Origin of the sequence: Bacillus cereus group sp. BfR-BA-01379, assembly GCF_022663605.1 — a bacterium.
Lineage (GTDB): Bacteria > Bacillota > Bacilli > Bacillales > Bacillaceae_G > Bacillus_A > Bacillus_A mobilis.
The window spans coordinates 1-20699 of record NZ_JAKUFT010000011.1 but is presented as its reverse complement, the minus strand read 5'-3'; the positions used below and the strand labels follow the sequence as shown (position 1 = coordinate 20699).

Genomic DNA, 20699 nt, shown 5'->3' with positions numbered 1-20699 from the left:
TATATGAAATGATATAGACACTCTTCTTTTATATGAAGCGGAGAATTCGTTGTTTTGAAATGTTAAATATTCTGTTTTTAAAATTCGGACCATAGTTTTACGTGTTACTAATGCTTTCATCATTTCTGCACAACTTCTGCACATACTTTGATGATTTCTATGTCATGATATATTCATCAAGTGAAATATTTCACAAGAAATGAAATATATTTTCACTGCGGTGTATGCATAATGAACACATACATCGATACAAGATTGTCTCTTGTTATTCTTTTACATCGAAGCCCACATTACACTACAAAGTATAACAAGAAGGGGACAGGAACATGAATAATCGATTATTAAAACAACTACAAAACATGAAAATGAACAAAAAAAGTCTAGGAGCTGTTGCATTAACAGCCGGAATTATTGGCTCGACACTTATTCCTCAAAATGCATACGCGCACGGTTTTGTTGAAAATCCTGGCAGCCGATCTGCTTTATGTAGTCCAACTTATGGCGCACTAAATGTAAATTGCGGAAGTGTTATGTATGAACCGCAAAGCTTAGAAGCACCAAAAGGATTCCCGCAAGGTGGCCCAGTTGATGGACAAATCGCTTCTGCAGGCGGAAAATTTGGCGGTATTTTAGATCAGCAAACTGAAAATCGTTGGTTTAAAAATACAATCACAGGCGGAGAAAATAGTTTTACTTGGAAATATACAGCGCCTCACTTAACGAGTAAATGGCATTACTATATTACCAAAAAAGGATGGAACCCAAATAAATCACTTACAAGAGCAGATTTTGAACCAATTGGAACTGTCCAACATGATGGTTCTGCAGCCTCAAATCATTTAACTCACAAAGTTAATGTACCTACTGATAGAAGTGGATACCATGTGATTTTAGCAGTATGGGATGTAGCTGATACAGCAAATGCATTCTATAATGTTATTGATGTTAATCTTATCAATGATGTGAAACCAGATATAGAAGCTCCAAGTAGTCCAAATGGAATTCAGGCACAAAAAGTAACAGCGAATAGTATAGAACTAACATGGAACTCTTCTACGGATAATGTAGGGGTAAAAGGGTATCAAATCTTCCGTAACGGAGAGATGATTGACACAGTACCAGGCACTCATTTTATTGATAAAAAATTACAAGCGAGTACAGAGTATTCTTATATTGTAAAAGCGATCGACGCAGCTGGGAATGTATCGAAAGAAAGCCAATCGCTTACAGTAAAAACAACTGTCGAGACTCCTGATACAGAAGCACCAACACAACCAAAGGGATTACATAGTATGGGAACGACAGCGTCAAGTGTGGATCTAATGTGGAGTCCTTCTGACGATAATATTGGTGTAGACCATTATGATATTTATAGAGAAACAGAAGGATCAATGAAAAAGATTGCAACATCCAATGCGACTTCTTATATGGATAAAAATTTACTTCCTAATACTACTTATAAATATGTAGTGAAAGCTGTTGATGTAGCTGGAAATGAATCCGTACAGAGTGATATATTCGTAATTACCACAAAAACTGAAAGCGCTTCATATGAAGAGTGGGATGCAAAGAAAGCATATGAAAAGGGAGATAGAGTTCTACACGAAGGAAAAGTATATGAAGCAGTCCAGAGTTATCAAGGAAATGGGGATCCAAACTGGATTTATGCCTTATCATTATGGAAAACAGTGTAAGCTTTACCTAGATATGAACTAAGAGATGATGGGCTTTGATGCAAAAGGAAATATTGAGAATTTACTTTTCTATTAATAAATAAGGGTAGTATATGAATTCATATATTACCCTTTTTATTATGATAATACTTTCGTCATAAGAACGTGTGGAATGCCATCTTCCATAAATACATCTGAAGAAGTTTGATAACCTAGTTTTGTATAAAATCCTTCAGCTTGTGTTTGACCGTGTAGTTTTACTTTTGTTGCTTCTTTGTCACGAGCAATTTCTTCTAACGCCTTGATTATTACTTTTCCTAATCCGTATTTACGATAGTCTTTTAAAATACAAATGCGTTCTAATTTTCCGGCACCATCAACAAATCGTATACGACCTGTACCTACAGGAAGCTCGTTATAATAAACTAAAATATGTTTACATTCCTCACCGATTTCATCGAATGTATCGAATTCATCTTCAAGAGGGACATTTTGTTCTTTTACAAATACTTCTTTTCGAATATGAAAGGCAGTTTCTAAATCTGTAAGTTCTGTTATGAGTTTGGAGTGCAAATTATTCAGCCCTTTCTAGTGTGATGTGCTTTTGTTTTCATAGTATATCATAATACCACGCTATAAAGAAAAAATATAAAAAGCTGACAGTAAGAGTCAGCTTTCATTATAATTCCTTTATTCCATTTTTTGTTCCAATAATCGCCTTACTAGTCATATTAACAAACAATCCTGTTTCAACTACGCCTGTAATCATTTTTAATTGCGTGTGTATGTTGGAAGGATTCGTTATGTTATGAGGGAATACACAATCAATAATCATGTTATTGTTATCGGTAATAAACGCTTCATTGTTTTTTAGACGTAACGTTGTTTGACAACCTAAAGCTTGAATTTTGCTTTCCGTTTGTTTCCATGAAAAAGGTGTAATTTCAATTGGTAATGGGAAAGTGCCTAAATGCGTTACGAGTTTTGATTCATCAGCAATGATAATTAGTTCTTTAGAGGAGGAGGCAACGATTTTTTCACGAAGTAATGCGCCACCACCACCTTTTATAAGTTGTAAATTTGAATCAATTTCATCTGCACCATCGATTGTAAGATCGAGTATATTCATTTTATTTAAGGAGATTAATGGAATAGATAGTTGTTTAGCTAAATTTTCCGTTTCTTTTGACGTTGGTACAGCTTGAAATGATAATCCTTCTTTAACACGCTCACCTAATTTTTGTATCGTCCAATATACAGTAGAACCTGTACCAAGTCCAACTTTCATCCCATCTTTTACAAAGCTAGCAGCATATTCACCAGCGAGCTGTTTTAAATTTAGCATATTATTCTGCTGGACGCGGGCCTGCATCAAGACCTGAATTTTCTACTGTAAGTATAGGGCGAACGACAATATCTTTATGTACGTGCATTTGGCATGATAAACGTAAGTGATCTTCAATTCCCTTTTCCGTAATCGCATTTTTTTCATTAGAATTCGCTTCACAAAACTCACCTGCAATAATTTCTACTCTACAAGTTGTGCAGCGGGCTTTCCCACCGCAGCGATGAAGAATGTGTACCCCGTTATCTTCAATCGCTAATACTAACTTTGTGCCTTCTTTTACATCAAAAGTTCCCGCACCTTCAATTGTTAATTTTGGCAAATTTGTTCCTCCTCACGTAATATTGTACATAACATATTTATGACCGCGAATTATTAAACATAAACATAATTTTTTTATATGCCCCGTAACTTTTTTATTTGTTGAATCGTTAATTAAGTAAGCGCTGAAAAGGAGTGGTTATTTTGTGCACAAAAGTAACTCATATTTTTAAAAATCATATCGATATGAATCATTCAAATATAAATTTTTTAATTGAGCAATACGGAGAATTGAAAAGGTACTGTACATTTTTAACAAAAAACAAATGGGACGGCGAAGACCTTGCCCAAGAAACAGTTTGTAAAGTTCTTCAAAAATATAGTAATAAAGATATTTGTATGACACTTGTATATAAAATAGCTAGAAATCGCTGGATAGATCAGATGAAATCAAAATCAGTTCATGAAAAAATAAAGGGACAAATTACTTTTGAAGAACCACAAGAGAACATTGCAGATTTGCATGAAATGGTAGGGAAAGTATTAGCGTCACTCAATGTGCAACAGTCCACAATTTTATTATTAAAGGATGTTTTTCAATATAGTATCGCTGATATTGCTAAAGTATGTTCCGTAACAGAAGGTGCAGTAAAAGCTTCTTTATTTCGGAGTAGAAATAGGCTGAAAACTGTAAGTGAAGAAGGGATTGAGATTGTAGAATTCACAGATGATATTGAAGTTGTAGTAACGTCTATTCGTGAGGAAAAACCGGAATTGTTAACAAAGCTTCTTCCGACAATAGATTTTACTAAGTTACCATCTAAACAGCCAGTCTTATTATTTAATGCAAAAAAACCTTCTTCCTACAGTTGTATGCTTTGCGCGGCATAACAATTATTGGAGGGATTCAAAATGAATGCAATTCCATATGTAGTAGAACAAACGAAATTAGGAGAACGTTCCTATGATATATATTCAAGGTTATTAAAAGACCGCATTATTATTATCGGTTCAGAAATAAATGACCAAGTAGCAAGTAGTGTCGTAGCTCAATTATTATTTTTAGAAGCGGAAGATGCCGAGAAAGATATATTTTTATACATTAACAGTCCAGGCGGCTCAACGACAGCAGGTTTTGCCATATTAGATACGATGAATCTCATTAAACCAGATGTACAAACGCTATGCATGGGATTTGCAGCATCATTTGGTGCATTGTTATTATTATCAGGTGCAAAAGGAAAACGGTTTGCACTCCCTAATAGTGAAATTATGATTCATCAGCCACTTGGTGGTGCGCAAGGTCAGGCAACAGAAATTGAAATAACAGCGAAAAGAATACTAAAGTTAAAGCGTGATATTAATAAAATGATTGCAGAAAAAACAGGGCAATCAATTGAAAGAGTAGCACATGATACAGAAAGAGATTATTTTATGACTGCGGAAGAAGCGAAAGAATATGGGATTGTAGATGATGTTGTTACGAAAAAATAAGATAAAACAGGCTAGAGGATATGCTAACCCTCTAGCCTGTTTTGTTAATCTTTTACCCATTCATCAACTAGCGCTTGATTCTTTTCAATCCATTTTCGCGCCGCTTCTTCAGGGTCTTTCGTTTTATTTAACATGACCATTAATGTACCAAGCTGTTCATCGTTCATTTTCCATTTGTCAAAGTATTTTATGATATCCGGATGATCTTTTTCGAAACCTTTACGAACAGAGTAATAAATGTCATCTTTTTCACCATATACTTTCTTAGGGTCTTTTAAATATTTTAAGTCAAATTCGGAAAAGCCCCAATGCGGATTCCAAAGCGTAACAGCGATTGGTTTCTTTTTCGTATATGCTTTCTTTAGTTCGCTCATCATCGCAGCTTCAGAAGATTGGACAAGTTTTAGTTTAATATCATATTCCTTCATTGCTTTGTTCGTTAAATTCATAAGACTACTACCGGGTTCGATTCCGACAATTTTGTTATCTAGCTCATCTTTATGTGCATTTAAATCCTCAATACTGTTAATGTTTTTCATATAAGAAGGGACGACGAGGCCAAGTCCAGTACCTTCATACCATTTGGATTTTAAGACTATATCATCTTTATAACGAGCATTTAACGGTTTATCCGTAACGGGTAGCCACACTTCTAAATTAGCATCAACATCACCGCGAGCGACACCAGTCCAAATTGCCGCTTTTTCTAAATACATGAGTTCAACTTTGTAACCTTTTTGTTCTAATAAAACTTTCCACATGTTTGCCGTTGCAATGTTTTCTTTCCAACTTGTTACACCAAGTTTAATTTTTCCTTTCGAATTTGCATTTGTTGCATTACATGAAGAGAAAATCATAGTAATAAATAATGCAAGGCATATAAGCCATATTTTCTTTCTCATTGAAACCCTCCTAAGAAACGTTTGCCTTTTTAAATAAATGTATAAGTAAACATTCTTATTATGAACGGAAACGAGAATTTTAAAGAAATCTTATGAATGTCATTTTTATGTAATATTTCTTTGCAAAATCGCAACACTATGTGAATAGATGGGTAGAAAAGGAGTAGTGACATGGATAATACAAAGGTGCGTGTTGAAAACGTAACAAAAGTATTTGGGAAACACCCGCAAAGAGCGCTTACTTTATTAAAAGAAGGAAAAAGCAAATCGGAAATTTTGAAAGAGACAGGAATGAATGTTGGTGTAAAAAAGGCAACTTTTGAAGTATATACGGGAGAGATTTTTGTAATTATGGGGCTGTCTGGTAGCGGGAAATCTACGCTAGTTCGAATGTTAAATCAATTAATTAGACCAACAGCAGGGCATATATACATAGATGGTGAAGATATCGCGACGATGGGGAAAGAAGAGTTACGAAGAGTGAGAAGAACGAAAATGAGTATGGTGTTTCAAAAGTTCGCTTTATTTCCGCATCGTACAGTGATACAAAATGTTGCGTACGGATTAGAAATTCAAGGAGTTCCAGTAGAGGAACGAGAGCATAAGGCATTAGAATCGCTACAGTTAGTAGGACTAGATCATCATAAAGATAATTATCCAAGTCAACTTAGTGGCGGTATGCAGCAGCGCGTTGGAATCGCAAGGGCATTAACAAATAATCCAGATGTATTGTTAATGGATGAGTCATTTAGTGCATTAGATCCACTGATTCGAAAAGAAATGCAAGATGAGCTATTAGAATTACAAGATAAAATGGAGAAAACAATTATTTTTATTACACACGATTTAGATGAAGCTCTTCGAATTGGAGATCGTATCGCTTTAATGAAAGATGGAGAGATTGTCCAAATTGGAACGCCTGAAGAAATTATGATGAGTCCTGCCAATGAATTTGTAGAGAAATTCGTGGCGGATGTGAATTTAGGAAAAGTAATTACGGCGGAATCTATATTAAAACGACCTGAAACTTTATTAATTGATCGTGGACCGCGTGTAGCACTTCAGATTATGAGGAATGCAGGTGTTTCTACTGTATATGTTGTTAACAAAAAATATGAGTTTTTAGGTATATTAACTGCAGATGATGCGAGTAAAGCAGTACAAAAGCAATGGCCAATTGCTGATTTATTGCTTAACGATATCCCACACGTGTATTTAGATACTTTACTGGAAGAAACGTATGCGAAAATGGCGGAGATGAAATATCCGTTACCAGTAATCGATGAGAAGAAAAGGCTAAGAGGAATTATTAAACGCGAAAGTGTCATTCAAGCTCTTGCAGGTAATATTGAGGAAGAGGTGAAAGACGATGAGTAGTATACCACGTATTCCATTAGGGGAATGGGTTGATTCATTTGTTGCCAGTTTATACGAGCACTTTGAAGGCTTATTCCGAGGGTTCTCTTATATTATCGGCGGATTCGTTGATTTACTCACTAATTTTTTAACAATAATACCAGCTATATTGATGATTATTATCCTTTGTTTCCTCATTTGGTACACAACGAGAAAAGTATCTTTAGTTATTTTTACACTCATCGGATTATTATTTATTTTGAATATTAACTACTGGGCACAAACGATGCAAACATTAGCGCTCGTACTCACATCTGTTATTATTTCAATCATTGTCGGGATTCCAATTGGTATTTTAGCATCTCAAAATGAACGTTTTTCAAAATTTTTAAAACCGACATTAGATTTTATGCAAACAATGCCGGCGTTCGTATATCTTATTCCTGCGATTACATTTTTCGGAGTAGGTGTAGTGCCTGGGATTATTGCATCCGTAATCTTTGCAATGCCGCCGACAATTCGATTTACTGACTTAGGAATTAGACAAGTTCCAGAAGATTTAATAGAAGCAGCGAATGCGTTTGGCTCTACCGCATCACAAAAATTGTTTAAAGTACAATTACCACTCGCAACTGGAACGATCATGGCAGGTGTGAATCAAAGCATTATGCTTTCTTTATCTATGGTAGTAACAGCATCTCTTGTAGGAGCACCAGGTCTTGGGGTTGATGTATACCGCTCTGTAACACAAGTAAATATCGGTATGGGATTTGAAGCTGGACTAGCTATTGTTGTCATTGCAATTATATTAGACCGCATTACACAAGGATTTCATCAAAAAAGAAGATAAACAAAAAACACACTTTATTATACAAAGTGTGTTTTTTGTTTGAAAAGATTACATACGAACGATAACAGAACCGCCAGCCGGTGCACAAACTTGGTTTTGTTGCTGTTCCATTGATTTAATTAAATGATTATTTTCTTCGATTAATGAGATTAATTTCGCTAATTGGCTTTCAAGACTTGCGATACGCTGCATCATATATTGCGAATCATGATGCAATGTATTCCTTACGGGATGGGGGGAATACACATATTGTTGATTTAAATTTGGATTCCAATGAGGATGCATGTAAATCGTTCCTCCTTCAATAAATTACGAAGCTTTCTTATAGTAAATGCCTATGTATAATTAATGGTTACTTGAAATTTTTTGTTATAAAAGGAGTATGTACAAAAAATAGGAAATATTATATGTGAAGTTAAAATGAATTTTTTGGGAATGTTCAATTGAGATAGTTAATATATTAATACATTAAAGTAAATGTATGTTGTTTAGGGAGAAACGATGGGAGGCGATGCAATTTTGACTAAAAATAAAAAAAGAAATGATGCCTTGGCGATAGGTGTTGCTATAGGGGTTGTAATTGGTGTGTTTCAAGGGGGCTTTACTAGTAATTTAGTAATTGGAATTGTGATAGGGATCGTAATTGGCTTTGCATTTTTGAAGAAATAATGAGTTTGTAAATTTATTTAAAAAACCTCTTCGTTAAAAGAATGAATTTTCGGAATACAAATCCTATTTTTCCTTTTTTTATGATATTATAAATAAAAAGGATGGTGATGGATATGTCAACAAACAATCAAGTAGAGCAAAACTGCTTTATTTGCGAAAAACATATAGGAAACGTTACAGTTCCAGGTGGAGCTATTTTCGAAGATGAACTCGTTTACGTTGGACATGTCCACTGGGATAGGGAAGAAACATACCTTGGTTATGTAATGATAGATATAAAAAGACATGTACCTGGCCTTGCCGAACTAACAGATGAAGAAGCGAAAGCGTTCGGACTTATAACAAGTAGAGTAAGTAAAGCGCTAAAAGAAAGTGAAGGTGCAGAACATATTTACACTTTTGTTTCAGGGAATGGTGTACCACATATGCATATGCACATCATACCGCGTTATCCAAATACACCCAAAGAGTTTTGGTCACCAACGGAAGTAGCGAAATGGACTGGTGCGCCATATGGTGACGCAGAGAAAATCAAAAAACTATGCGAAAGAATACGAAAGTATATGGTGAGTGAAAATGCATACAAGAAATAATAGACAATATTCATGGATTGGAAATAAGAAGATGTGTTTAGACGAAGTTTCAGTAAAACAATATGGTGATATCGTACTCGGTACATATGGCGGGAATATAAATGCCGGAGCAAAAAAGAACGAAGATGGCGCGTTAGTTTGGTCAAATGGTGATTGGGAATTTGCAGCTATTTTAGATGGACATAATAGTGCGGAAAGTGTTGATTTAGTAGTAAATACAATCCAAAAAGAATTTGAAAATATAAAAGTAATGATGAATGAATCGATTGATACAGTATTTCGATCTGTTGAAAATCATATACTTACAATTTTTCAGTCCTCTTCATTTAAAGAAAAGTGCCAAAAAATTAAAGGTGAAACAGCTTGCTTAATATGTGTAAGAAAAGAAAATTATATATGGTGGTTATCTATTGGCGATTGCCTCATTTATGTATTTCATGAAGAATTACATAAGTTAGGACAATATGCATTAAATCAGCGTCATTTTTATGAATGGATTGGAAATGTAAACACATTTCATTTACCAGTTCCTTGCTATTCAACAGGAATTCGTGAATTACGTACTGGAAAGAATCGAATTGTAATGGTTACAGATGGAGTATTAGAATGCGGCAAACGTCATTATGAAACACCATTGAATCTATATAATGATATGAATAGAAATAATATAGAACTTGACGAAAGTGTTCATTATGTATTAGAACATGTTCATCATCAATTCGGACGAGATAGTGCGACAATTATTAGTTGGGACGTTGAAAACAAAGAGAATGCTACATATCCAAGTGATCAGCCGGATAAAAGGTGAAGGAGGAGACATCACTGTTTTTAGTTAAAGTAATTCTATTAGTATTATGGATCATATTTGTAGTTATTTTGGAAAAAGTAGTGAGAAAAAAATTAAATATACCGAAACAAACTGACTGGAATAGTAAATATGTAAACAACTCTCATAAATGGGGTACTAGGGTTCTTATCATTTCTTATATAATTGTTACAATGATATGTGCCACTTTAAATCCCATTTATATTAGTAATTTACCCATATTATTTTTAATAACTTTATACTGCTTTCAATCATATATGGAGTGGAAATATGATAAAGAATCGAGGGAATATGTCATTTCTTTAGGAACAGTTCCATTATTAATAATTACAGGAATTATGTTTAATTTCTTCTTTTATAGCTATTGGATTTAATCATATGTGGAATGAATGGAGAGGCAAAATGAAAAATCCTAAATTACGTGCTGAAGTAATGATTGTAAATGAAGATCGTTCTAAAGTACTTGTACAATGTGATTTAAGCGAAACATTTTATCGTTTTCCAGGCGGCTCTATTCAATTTGGTGAAACAGCAACAGAAGCAATAATGCGAGAATTAATGGAAGAATACGATTTGAAGCTCGATGTTCAAGAGTTAGCCGTTGTAAATGAGCATATTTTTGAGTGGAAAAACGAAAAAGGACATCACTGTACATTGCTACATTGGGGAACTGTTCAAGAGAGAATTACAAATGAAATAAGACATAAAGATATTATATTAATCTGGAAAAGTCTAGACGAATTAAAGGAGAAACGAACGTATCCTGAAGGGATTGTAAGTTATTTAGAGGAGAATAACCGAAATATAGTCCACTTTATTTCTAAAAATAAAATAAAGTAATAGGAGGGGGAACAACAATGAGTACCTCTACAATTTTGATGCTTATTATTGGACTGGGTATTGGTGGATATTTCTTAGAACAGTTTTTAAGAAGAAAATTGAATATGGAGATAAGGGGCTTCTTTGGATATAAGCATGTGAATAGTTTACATGTAAAATTAGAAATAGGGCTTATTATTATTTATATAATAGGTAGTTGTTATTATATGTTTAAATTTGAAAACTCTAAAATGGCTTATGTCATGTTCACTTATTTAGGGATATCATGTACTTTAAGAGCATGGATGGAATGGAAGTATGATAGAGAATCAAAAGAATATATACTTTCGATAACGGGAATGGTTGCATTTATATTGATGATCTCAATACTAGTTTATTTCGTTCCACCTGCTGCATAATAAGGTGATTATTGATGGTACAAATAGTGAAATAACTAATAAATAAGAAACCATTTACTACTAAATGGTTTCTTATTTAAATTCATCATTTAGCCCACTTTAATGGGCAGTAAGACCCCCACCTCAAAATTCAGCGAAAGCAAAGAAGTTAGGTGGGGGATCAACTGCCCCTAAAAGTCCGATTGGTGAGGGCTGATAACCAGTGGGGGATGAAGAAAACCCCCACTGGTTAAAGTTTCACTTTATTTTGGCTAATATGGATGTAACGAAATTTGTTTTATCCTCTGCATATCGATGTTTATCATTAGGATTAGCTTGTGAAAGTAGAATCTTTAACTGTTCATACTGTATACGAGAAGTTTTATTTTCTATTAAGTAATCTCTGAATTGTAATTGTTCTATTAAATATGTATTTCCTTGTTCATACATATGAATTTGATGAGTTCTTGGCTCTCCTTTATTAAAGTAGTATCGTTCAGGTAGTACATCTTTTCTGTATTTATAGTTTAGTAATTCTAATTTTTTAATACATGTTAAACCGTCCTTATAATCTTTTAGTTCGATTGCTATATCAATAATTGGCTTTGCACTTAGATGTGGAATAGAGGTACTACCAATATGGTGTATTGCTAAAATATGTTTGCTAATTTGTTCTTCAATGAGTCGTTTCTCTTTCATAAACTCAATTTGCCATTCTTCAGTCCATGGAACTAAAAACACTTTTCCAAACGGTAAACCTAACATTTGATTCGCACCTCTTTCAAAAAGTTAATTACATTTTTTTGAAGCTTCTCAAAACAAGGTATTCCCACAATCGCCATGGAAGAATCTTCTTCGCAAAGATCATAAATTTTACACCTTTGCCAATCGGATATCGTAAATTCGCACGCTTAGATTCAGCAATTTCTACAATTTTATTAGCAACATCTATCGGATTTCCAAACGTATCACTGCCGCTATTAATATGTTTTTGTATTTTATCCATATATTCTTTGTAAGGAGAAGATGTATCAGATTGGTTTGTAGCTAGTTGTTTACCTACTTCCCAAATATTTGTGTTATAAGAACCTGGTTCTATTAAAGCAACATCTATTCCGAACGGTTGTACTTCTAAACGAAGGGATTCACTCCATCCTTCTAATGCATATTTTGAAGAAACATAAGGGGATAGACCAGGGAATCCAACTTGACCACTAATGCTGCTTATATTAATGATTTTCCCACTTTTTTGTTCTCTCATATAAGGTAAAACAAGCTGAGTGATTGAAATAGCTCCAAAAAGGTTCGTTTCAAATTGTTTACGGTATTCCTCTACTGGAATTTCTTCTACAAAGCCCCCATTTGCGTATCCTGCATTATTAATGAGAAGGTCTACTCTGCTTATTTCTTGTAAAAACAATTGAAAGTTATGTATAGAGTTTTGATCGGTTACATCTAATTGCTGAATTTTTATGTTTTGTTGTAAGTTGAGTTTAGTAGCTTGAGATATTAAATCTTTTTGTTTATTAATGTTTCGCATTGTGGCGATAACTAAATAGTCTTTTTTCGCAAGCTCAAGTGTTGTTAAAAGTCCGAATCCACTTGAAGCCCCAGTAATAACAGCGATTTTTTTATTCATTTTTTGCTCGCTTTCTTTTTCTTTTATCATAACGAATTGTATAGCGAATAGCTATTTATTGTATAAAGACATTTGTTATAATTGAAAAATATTATCAATTAATTAATGGTTTATTTATAAAAGGAGTGTGGATTTCATGAGGACTAACGGTTTTCATGATATTTTTCATAAATATTTTCATGAATTACAAATGGAAGATGAGAGACATATGTATGTACCAAATATATTAGGTAAAGGAGAAGTACGAAGATGGACGTCGTTTTCTGGAATGGAAATTGTGTTATCAAACTTTCAATTCCATAATAATCACCATATTCAGTTTGCATCGGATGCAGCAATGGTGGAACTTAATTTTTGTTTGCAAGGTTTTGCGGAGGTACAAGTAGGTCATTCTTCGTATGAATTAAAGACTGGAAATAGCTATTTATATTTTATGAATGATTTTGAAGTGTTATTTGAATATGAAAAAGAGAAGCCTCTTTATTCATTAGCTATTGGAATCCCTGTACCATTATTTAATCATTTTATGTTGGATTATGCTGATGAAGGAATGCTTAATTTTCACGCTATATTAGGTAATAACCCATTTAAAAAATTGCAAAGTCCAATTGACTCTCTATCAGCTAATATTATTTCAAAAATGATAGATTTTCCACATCAAGATCGTATATATCAACTAGAAATGGAAAGTAAAGTGCTTGAATTACTCTCCATCCATTTTGGTAGGTTTTTGTTAAAGAATTGTAATGAAATAAAAAGAAGAGTTTTATCAAAAAGTGATATAAATAAAATAAAACGTGCTGAAGAAATATTAATGCAGCGGATGGAATTACCACCATCATTATTAGAACTAGCTAAGTTAGTAGGGTTAAATGATTATAAATTAAAACTGGGATTTAAAGAGTTATTTGGTACATCTGCATTTGCATATTTAAGAGAACAGCGAATGGAACGGGCAATGTTTTTATTACGTTCTGGAACTAGTAATGTAACTGAAACGGCAATCACTGTTGGGTATAAAAATATAAGTCATTTTTCAGAGTCATTTAAAAAGAAATATGGAATAAAACCTTCTGAAATTTTACGTATATATTAAAAATCCGCTATACCGTAAACTCCTCCGTTATTTGGTAGTTGTATTTTGTAGTGGTCAGTATAATTACAATCAACATCCAATTGTAAATAACTATTTATGGAGGAATTTAAATGAATGAACGGAATGAACATCACTTTTGGGTATTTGTATTAATAGGAATGTTCCTTATTATAACAACAACCGGTTTTGCACGTATGGCATATGGAATTATATTGCCATTTATGCAAGAGGGGCTTCACTTATCTACAGCTCAATCAGGTATGTTAGGAACTATACTTTTTTTAGGCTATTTATTAACTGTAGGAACATCTGGAATATTTACTATCCGTTTTGGCGCAAAATTAGTTTTATTAATAGGAAGTTGGCTTGTTGTTGTAAGCTTATTGGGATTAGCCTTTGTTTATTCACTTTGGCTAGTCGCTATTTGTATGCTATGTGCTGGAGCTGGTAGTGCTTTAGTTTATACACCACTCATGTCAATAACGGTAGGATGGTTTCCGGACAAAAGAGGAACTGTTATGGGGCTGTTATTAAGCGGTGCTGGAATAGGTATGTTATTTAGTGGGATAATTGTTCCTTATGTAGTACGTACATTTCCTGAGTACAGTTGGCGTGGTGTATGGTTTTTGTTTTGGGTTATTACATGTATCGTAGTATGTATCGCTTCAATTATTTTGAAAAATCCTGATGTAACCGAAGATGAGGAAAAAGGGAATCATAAATCGTTTTTATGGAAAACAAAAGAACTATATGTTATTGCATGGATGTATTTTATTGTGGGAATTGTTTACTTAATTCCGAATTTATATCAAACTAGTTTTATGATTGATAGTGGTATTTCGGCAGCAATGTCAGGAACCATTTATGCAATTGCCGGTATGTTTTCAATAGTAGGAGCTCCTATCTGGGGATTGATTTCAGATAAGTTTGGCATAAAGAAAACGTTATGTATTGCACTTTTATTAGCAGTAATAGGTGATGTGATGCCAATCCTTTTTGACAACATAATGGGTTTTATTGTATCGGCAATAATTTGGGGTTCTAGCCTCGGTGGTATTCTTTTATTAATACAAGTTGCAGCATCAAAGCAAGTATCCCAAAAGTACGTATCAATGGCAATTAGTTTTATATCTGTTTTTTATGCAGTTGGTCAAATGATTGGACCAGGACTTGCAGGCTGGATTATTGGAACAAGTGGTTATACAGCTGCTTATGGATTAGGTGCGTTCGGTTTCTTTATATGTATATGTATGGGATTGCGTTTAAAAAGAGGAAATCTTACAAACTCAGCGTATTTAGAGAAGTGAGTATTGTCATGAAATGAATCTTTTTAAAGGGAGGACGTAAAGTGGTACATGTGAAAGATGTATTAGCAGATCAATTATTAGCGAATGCGAATGATCCTAGTTGGTATATGCCATTTTCAGATGCAGTGAAAGATCTATCTGAGAGAGAAGCTTTCTGGAAACCGAATGAAGAGAGTAATAGTATAGCTGAGATTGTACAACATTTATTGTATTGGAACTCAACGTGGCAAACTAGGTATAAAGAATCGAATGTGAATGCCGTGCCTGCTATTGGTGATAATAACAAAAGTTTTATGCTTTCAGATAATCAATCATTCGATGAGTTAAGAGAAAAACTACTAGAGAAACTGTTACAATGGCAAAAGCTTATAAATGAAGAGAAGGTTGAAAGCGATGTAGTTGGATTTCCCGTAAATGCGAAGTGGTGGGAAGTGCTTAGTAATGTAACGACTCATAATGCTTATCATATTGGTCAAATTATTTACATCCGAAAATTACAGAAAAGTTTTGATAATGAATAAGATCGTAATTCTCAAATTAGGTGAACAAAAGTGGACAAAACGAGACATAAGTCTCATTTTGTCCACTTTTTTATTTTGAAAGGAAAGAGAAAAGCCATGAAATCAATGATTAGAATTTGGCACAGTACTTGCAATATAAAAGATGAACAAGAAAATAGGAGGGCTGGACATGTTAAAAACAACTGAAAGTAAAGGGAATGAAATTACGAAAGAACAAGCTCGTTGGATGTATGAAAAAATGTTAGAAATTCGTAAGTTTGAAGATAAGGTACATGAATTATTCGCGCAAGGCGTTCTGCCAGGTTTCGTTCATTTATACGCAGGTGAAGAAGCGGTAGCAGTTGGTGTATGTGCCCACTTAACAGATGGTGACAGTATTACAAGTACGCATAGAGGACATGGACATTGTATCGCAAAAGGCTGTGATTTAAACGGGATGATGGCTGAACTTTTTGGGAAAGCGACAGGGTTATGTAAAGGTAAAGGCGGTTCCATGCATATTGCCGATTTAAATAAAGGAATGCTTGGTGCGAACGGGATTGTAGGCGGAGGTTTTCCACTTGCTTGTGGCTCAGCATTAACAGCTAAATATAAAGGAACGAAAGATGTAAGTGTTTGTTTCTTCGGTGACGGAGCAAATAATGAAGGGACATTCCATGAAGGGGTTAACTTAGCAGCAATTTGGAAGTTACCAGTTATTTTTATCGCAGAAAATAACGGTTACGGTGAGGCGACAACATTTGAATATGCTTCAAGCTGTAATTCCATTGCAGATCGCGCGAAAGCTTACAATATTCCAGGTGTTCAAGTAGATGGAAAAGATTTACTTGCGGTGTATAAAGCAGCGGAAGAAGCGGTGGAACGCGCACGTAATGGCGGTGGTCCAACAATCATTGAATGTATGACATATCGGAATTACGGTCATTTCGAAGGTGAAGCGCAAACATATAAAACTTCAGAAGAAAGAGAAGAACATTTAAATGAAAAAGATGCGATTGTGAACTTCCGTAAGCATTTAATTCATGAAGCTTTATTAACTGAATCTGAACTTGTTGATATGGAAAAGGCAGTAGATGAGGCAGTACAAAAATCAATTGAATTTAGTGAAAATAGTCCATATCCAGAGGATGAAGAATTATTAAAAGATGTATACGTTTCTTACAAATAAGAGGAGGGTGAAAAATAATGACTAGAACAGTTAGTATGTCAACTGCAATCAATGAAGCGATGAAAATATCAATGCGTCGTGATGAAAATGTAATTTTAATCGGAGAAGATGTTGCAGGCGGTGCACAAGTGGATCACTTGCAAGATGATGAAGCATGGGGCGGTGTACTCGGTGTTACGAAAGGGCTTGTACAGGAATTTGGCCGGAATCGTATTTTAGATACTCCAATTTCTGAAGCTGGTTATATGGGAGCAGCAATGGCAGCTGCGGCAACAGGTTTACGTCCAATTGCTGAATTAATGTTTAATGATTTTATCGGAAGTTGTCTTGATCAAGTATTAAACCAAGGTGCAAAATTCCGCTATATGTTCGGTGGTAAAGCGAAAGTGCCAGTTGCAGTACGTACGATGCATGGTGCTGGTTTTAGCGCAGCAGCACAGCATTCGCAAAGTTTATACGCGTTATTTACGAGCATTCCAGGTATAAAAGTTGTTGTTCCTTCCACTCCATATGACGCAAAAGGCTTATTATTAGCGGCAATTGAAGATGATGATCCAGTAATCTTCTTTGAAGATAAAACACTTTACAATATGAAAGGCGAAGTACCAGAAGGGTACTATACAATTCCTTTAGGGAAAGCAGATATTAAACGTGAAGGTTCTGATGTAACAATCGTCGCAATTGGAAAACAAGTTCATACAGCACTTGCAGCTGCTGAGCAATTATCGAAAAAAGGACTTGAAGTAGAAGTAATCGATCCACGTTCTTTATCACCGCTTGATGAAGATACAATTTTAGCATCTGTTGAAAAAACGAATCGCTTAATTGTTATTGACGAAGCAAATCCAAGATGTAGTATCGCAACAGATATTGCGGCAATTGTAGCAGATAAAGGATTCGATTTGTTAGATGCACCTATTAAACGAATTACAGCACCACATACACCAGTTCCGTTCTCACCACCACTTGAAAAGTTATATTTACCAACGCCGGAGAAAGTAATTGAAATTGTATCTGAAATGATCGGAGACCAACCTTTATTACATGTGTAATGAAACGATGAGAAGGGAGAGAGAAACATGGCTGTAGAAGTTGTAATGCCGAAGTTAGGTATGGCGATGAAAGAAGGTATTATTACGAGCTGGAATATTAAAGCGGGTGATCATGTAGCAAAAGGTGAACTAATTGCTAGTATTAACTCGGAAAAAATCGAAACTGAAATAGAGGCACCAGCTGATGGAACTGTTCTTGATATAGCTGTAAGTGAAGATGAGGGAGTTCCACCTGGCACTGTAATTTGCTACATCGGTAAGCAGAATGAAAAAGTAGAAGTTTATGAAAGTATAAATGTTGTAGAAGAAAAAATACCTAATCTAGAATCTAAAAATGTACAACATCCGGAACCATATGCGAAAGAAGTAGCAAAGCAAAGAATTAAAATTTCACCTGTAGCGAAGAAAATTGCAAAGTCTGAAAATCTGGATATCAAGGTATTGGTTGGTACAGGTCCTGGCGGAAGAATTACAAAGGTAGATGTGTTAAAGGCGCTTGAAGAAAGAGTACTGACTCCAGAAGTACTTGAACAAGAAGAAAGTAAAGTCATTTCTGTTACTGGTATGCGTAAAGCAATCGCAAACCGTATGCATGCAAGTTTACAAAATAGTGCGCAATTAACATTAACGATGAAAGTAGATGTGACAGATTTAGTGGCTTTACATAAAGACATAGCGGAAGCTGTACAAAAACGATACGATAACAAACTAACCATTACGGATTTTGTTTCTCGTGCTGTAGTATTAGCGCTTGGGGAGCATAAAGAAATGAACAGCGCATATATAGATGACGCAATTCATCAATTTGAACATGTTCATTTAGGCATGGCAGTCGCGTTAGAAAAAGGATTAATTGTCCCAGCTATTCGCTTTGCAAATAATCTATCTGTAGTAGAGTTATCTAAAGAGATTAAGAATGCGGCTCAAAAAGCACGAGCAGGCAGTTTAAGTAGTGATGATATGCAAGGGACAACATTTACAATTAGTAATTTAGGTAGCTTCGGTATTGAATATTTTACGCCGGTATTAAATACACCTGAAACTGGTATTTTAGGTGTAGGTGCAATTGAACATGTTCCTGTATATAAAGGGAAGAAATTAAGAAAAGGAAGTATGTTACCTTTAAGTTTAACATTTGATCATCGTGTATTAGATGGTGCACCAGCAGCTGCATTTTTACGCACAATTAAACGTTATTTAGAAGAACCTGTAACAATTCTTTTATAAAGAGAAGGTGAGAGAATGAGTAAATTAGTTGTTATTGGGGGCGGTCCCGCTGGCTATGTAGCAGCAATTACCGCGGCTCAAAATGGGAAAGATGTAACTCTTATTGATGAAGCGGATCTTGGCGGGACTTGTTTAAATGTTGGTTGTATGCCGACGAAATCATTGTTAGAAAGTGCAGAAGTGCATGACATTGTGAGAAAAGCGAATCATTATGGAATTACACTTAACAATGGAAGTATATCAATTGATTGGAAGCAAATACAGGCGAGGAAATCACAAATCGTAATGCAGCTCGTGCAAGGAATTCAATATTTAATGAAGAAAAATAAAATACAAGTTATACAAGGTAAAGCGAGATTTGAAACGGATCACCGAGTGAGAGTTACACATGGTGATAAAGAAACCATAGTAGATGGAGAACAGTTTATTATAGCGGCAGGTTCAGAACCAACTGAATTACCTTTTGCTCCATTTGATGGGAAGTGGATTTTAAATAGTAGCCATGCAATGTCCCTAGAAAATATACCGAAATCATTACTAATCGTTGGCGGTGGTGTAATAGGGTGCGAGTTTGCAAGTATTTATAGTCGTCTTGGAACAAAAGTTACGATTGTTGAAATGGCACCGCAATTATTACCTGGTGAAGATGAAGATATCGCACATATTTTAAGAGAGAAACTAGAAAATGATGGTGTAGAAATATTTACAGAAGCAGCTTTAAAAGGATTAAATAATTATAAGAAGCAAGCTTCATTTGAATATGAAGGAAATATCCAAGAAGCCAATCCGGAATATGTACTTGTTTCTGTCGGCCGAAAACCACGTGTACAAGGATTAGATTTAGAAAAAGCAGGCATTCGATTTTCAAATAAAAGGATTGCTGTGAATGAACATATGCAAACAAATGTATCACATATTTACGCAGCAGGTGATGTGATTGGTGGAATCCAACTTGCTCACGTTGCCTTCCATGAAGGAACGACAGCAGCATTGCACGCGAGTGGAGAAGATGTGAAAGTTAACTATCATGCAGTACCTCGATGTATATACACATCCCCAGAAATCGCAAGTGTAGGTTTAAATGAAAAAGATGCAAGAGAGCAGTACGGTGACATACAAATTGGTGAATTTCCTTTTACAGCGAACGGAAAAGCGCTTATTATTGGAGAACAAACGGGGAAAGTAAAAGTTATTGTGGAATCTAAATATCAAGAAATTATAGGGATTTCAATTATCGGTCCTCGTGCAACCGAACTGATCGGACAAGGAACCGTAATGCTTCATACAGAAGTTACCGCTGATATAATGAGAGATTATATTGCAGCGCATCCAACTTTATCTGAAGCGATTCATGAAGCATTATTGCAAGCAATAGGACATGCTGTACATGCTTAAATGAAAATATAATAAACCACTATTCTCTAAATGAATAAGAGAATAGTGGTTTGGATTTTTACAGAAAAAATTGAATATCCTATTATTTTTTTACGTCAATCGCTGAAG

Annotated in this window: 25 protein-coding genes; 18 read left to right on the top strand and 7 right to left on the bottom strand. The window is 34.7% G+C overall.

From position 1 onward, the window contains the following. Positions 1-326 precede the first annotated feature (326 nt). Positions 327-1694, top strand: a complete 1368-nt coding sequence (locus MR113_RS06480; RefSeq protein WP_242252524.1) for a lytic polysaccharide monooxygenase — start codon at positions 327-329, stop codon at positions 1692-1694. Between the two features lie 117 nt (positions 1695-1811). On the opposite strand, the gene MR113_RS06475 is transcribed toward MR113_RS06480, so the two are convergent. The 3 genes from MR113_RS06475 to MR113_RS06465 all read right to left on the bottom strand — a co-directional run bounded on the left by MR113_RS06475 (position 1812) and on the right by MR113_RS06465 (position 3340). Further along, entirely contained in the window at positions 1812-2246 is a 435-nt protein-coding gene (locus tag MR113_RS06475) for a GNAT family N-acetyltransferase (protein ID WP_242252517.1), read from the bottom strand. 106 nt (positions 2247-2352) lie between these two features. Further along, a complete protein-coding gene (gene rpiA, locus MR113_RS06470; RefSeq protein ID WP_242252507.1) occupies positions 2353-3018 on the bottom strand; it encodes a ribose 5-phosphate isomerase A in 666 nt (221 codons plus the stop codon). Between the two features lies 1 nt (position 3019). After that, positions 3020-3340, bottom strand: coding sequence for a 2Fe-2S iron-sulfur cluster-binding protein (locus MR113_RS06465; RefSeq protein ID WP_063263086.1), 321 nt, complete (start codon positions 3338-3340; stop codon positions 3020-3022). A gap of 143 nt (positions 3341-3483) precedes the next feature. On the opposite strand from MR113_RS06465, the gene MR113_RS06460 reads away from it, so the two are divergent. Together MR113_RS06460 and clpP are read left to right on the top strand one after the other, a co-directional pair. Continuing rightward, the gene (locus tag MR113_RS06460; protein WP_242252505.1) at positions 3484-4170 is read left to right on the top strand and encodes an RNA polymerase subunit sigma-70; all 687 of its coding nucleotides are present in this window, start codon (positions 3484-3486) and stop codon (positions 4168-4170) included. Between the two features lie 21 nt (positions 4171-4191). Then, positions 4192-4773: an ATP-dependent Clp endopeptidase proteolytic subunit ClpP gene (gene clpP / locus MR113_RS06455; RefSeq protein WP_071723406.1), complete on the top strand. Its 582-nt coding sequence runs from the start codon at positions 4192-4194 to the stop codon at positions 4771-4773. A 44-nt stretch (positions 4774-4817) separates the two neighbouring features. On the opposite strand, the gene MR113_RS06450 is transcribed toward clpP, so the two are convergent. After that, on the bottom strand, positions 4818-5675 hold the full coding sequence (locus tag MR113_RS06450) for a glycine betaine ABC transporter substrate-binding protein (protein ID WP_242252503.1): 858 nt from the start codon (positions 5673-5675) through the stop codon (positions 4818-4820). A gap of 171 nt (positions 5676-5846) precedes the next feature. Here MR113_RS06450 and MR113_RS06445 point away from each other — a divergent pair, with 171 nt between their 5' ends. Continuing rightward, positions 5847-7052: a quaternary amine ABC transporter ATP-binding protein gene (locus tag MR113_RS06445; RefSeq protein WP_242252499.1), complete on the top strand. Its 1206-nt coding sequence runs from the start codon at positions 5847-5849 to the stop codon at positions 7050-7052. Next, positions 7045-7881 (top strand): ABC transporter permease, encoded by an 837-nt coding sequence (locus MR113_RS06440; RefSeq protein WP_073515292.1) that lies wholly within the window; start codon positions 7045-7047, stop codon positions 7879-7881. The genes MR113_RS06445 and MR113_RS06440 overlap by 8 nt, the downstream gene beginning before the upstream one ends. Positions 7882-7929: 48 nt before the next feature. On the opposite strand, the gene MR113_RS06435 is transcribed toward MR113_RS06440, so the two are convergent. Beyond that, positions 7930-8166, bottom strand: a complete 237-nt coding sequence (locus MR113_RS06435; protein ID WP_242252497.1) for a hypothetical protein — start codon at positions 8164-8166, stop codon at positions 7930-7932. A gap of 216 nt (positions 8167-8382) precedes the next feature. On the opposite strand from MR113_RS06435, the gene MR113_RS06430 reads away from it, so the two are divergent. The 6 genes from MR113_RS06430 to MR113_RS06405 all read left to right on the top strand — a co-directional run bounded on the left by MR113_RS06430 (position 8383) and on the right by MR113_RS06405 (position 11207). Continuing rightward, complete coding sequence (locus MR113_RS06430; RefSeq protein ID WP_242252495.1) at positions 8383-8550, top strand: glycine zipper domain-containing protein; 168 nt, start codon at positions 8383-8385, stop codon at positions 8548-8550. Between the two features lie 113 nt (positions 8551-8663). Beyond that, positions 8664-9143, top strand: a complete 480-nt coding sequence (locus tag MR113_RS06425; RefSeq protein WP_270730494.1) for an HIT family protein — start codon at positions 8664-8666, stop codon at positions 9141-9143. Further along, the gene (locus MR113_RS06420; RefSeq protein WP_242252491.1) at positions 9127-9951 is read left to right on the top strand and encodes a PP2C family serine/threonine-protein phosphatase; all 825 of its coding nucleotides are present in this window, start codon (positions 9127-9129) and stop codon (positions 9949-9951) included. The genes MR113_RS06425 and MR113_RS06420 overlap by 17 nt, the downstream gene beginning before the upstream one ends. Before the next feature lie 68 nt (positions 9952-10019). Next, on the top strand, positions 10020-10343 hold the full coding sequence (locus MR113_RS06415) for a DUF4181 domain-containing protein (protein WP_270730543.1): 324 nt from the start codon (positions 10020-10022) through the stop codon (positions 10341-10343). 28 nt (positions 10344-10371) lie between these two features. After that, positions 10372-10809 (top strand): NUDIX domain-containing protein, encoded by a 438-nt coding sequence (locus tag MR113_RS06410; RefSeq protein ID WP_242252486.1) that lies wholly within the window; start codon positions 10372-10374, stop codon positions 10807-10809. A 17-nt stretch (positions 10810-10826) separates the two neighbouring features. Then, entirely contained in the window at positions 10827-11207 is a 381-nt protein-coding gene (locus MR113_RS06405) for a DUF4181 domain-containing protein (protein WP_242252484.1), read from the top strand. Between the two features lie 237 nt (positions 11208-11444). Here MR113_RS06405 and MR113_RS06400 read toward each other — a convergent pair whose 3' ends face one another. Both MR113_RS06400 and MR113_RS06395 read right to left on the bottom strand, forming a co-directional pair. Continuing rightward, on the bottom strand, positions 11445-11951 hold the full coding sequence (locus tag MR113_RS06400; RefSeq protein WP_242252482.1) for a GrpB family protein: 507 nt from the start codon (positions 11949-11951) through the stop codon (positions 11445-11447). Positions 11952-11979: 28 nt separating this feature from the next. Next, positions 11980-12825, bottom strand: coding sequence for an oxidoreductase (locus MR113_RS06395; protein WP_242252479.1), 846 nt, complete (start codon positions 12823-12825; stop codon positions 11980-11982). A gap of 136 nt (positions 12826-12961) precedes the next feature. On the opposite strand from MR113_RS06395, the gene MR113_RS06390 reads away from it, so the two are divergent. From MR113_RS06390 to lpdA, 7 genes are all read left to right on the top strand, one after another. Beyond that, complete coding sequence (locus MR113_RS06390) at positions 12962-13921, top strand: helix-turn-helix transcriptional regulator (protein ID WP_242252477.1); 960 nt, start codon at positions 12962-12964, stop codon at positions 13919-13921. A 110-nt stretch (positions 13922-14031) separates the two neighbouring features. Beyond that, the gene (locus MR113_RS06385) at positions 14032-15228 is read left to right on the top strand and encodes an MFS transporter (protein ID WP_242252475.1); all 1197 of its coding nucleotides are present in this window, start codon (positions 14032-14034) and stop codon (positions 15226-15228) included. 41 nt (positions 15229-15269) lie between these two features. After that, positions 15270-15749, top strand: coding sequence for a DinB family protein (locus MR113_RS06380; protein WP_071723389.1), 480 nt, complete (start codon positions 15270-15272; stop codon positions 15747-15749). Positions 15750-15918: 169 nt separating this feature from the next. Continuing rightward, complete coding sequence (gene acoA, locus MR113_RS06375) at positions 15919-16917, top strand: acetoin:2,6-dichlorophenolindophenol oxidoreductase subunit alpha (protein ID WP_242252473.1); 999 nt, start codon at positions 15919-15921, stop codon at positions 16915-16917. A gap of 17 nt (positions 16918-16934) precedes the next feature. Then, the gene (gene acoB, locus MR113_RS06370; RefSeq protein WP_242252471.1) at positions 16935-17969 is read left to right on the top strand and encodes an acetoin:2,6-dichlorophenolindophenol oxidoreductase subunit beta; all 1035 of its coding nucleotides are present in this window, start codon (positions 16935-16937) and stop codon (positions 17967-17969) included. A gap of 27 nt (positions 17970-17996) precedes the next feature. After that, positions 17997-19196, top strand: coding sequence for a dihydrolipoamide acetyltransferase family protein (locus MR113_RS06365; RefSeq protein ID WP_242252469.1), 1200 nt, complete (start codon positions 17997-17999; stop codon positions 19194-19196). A gap of 15 nt (positions 19197-19211) precedes the next feature. Continuing rightward, positions 19212-20591, top strand: a complete 1380-nt coding sequence (gene lpdA, locus MR113_RS06360) for a dihydrolipoyl dehydrogenase (protein ID WP_242252467.1) — start codon at positions 19212-19214, stop codon at positions 20589-20591. The last annotated feature ends 108 nt before the right edge of the window (positions 20592-20699 follow it).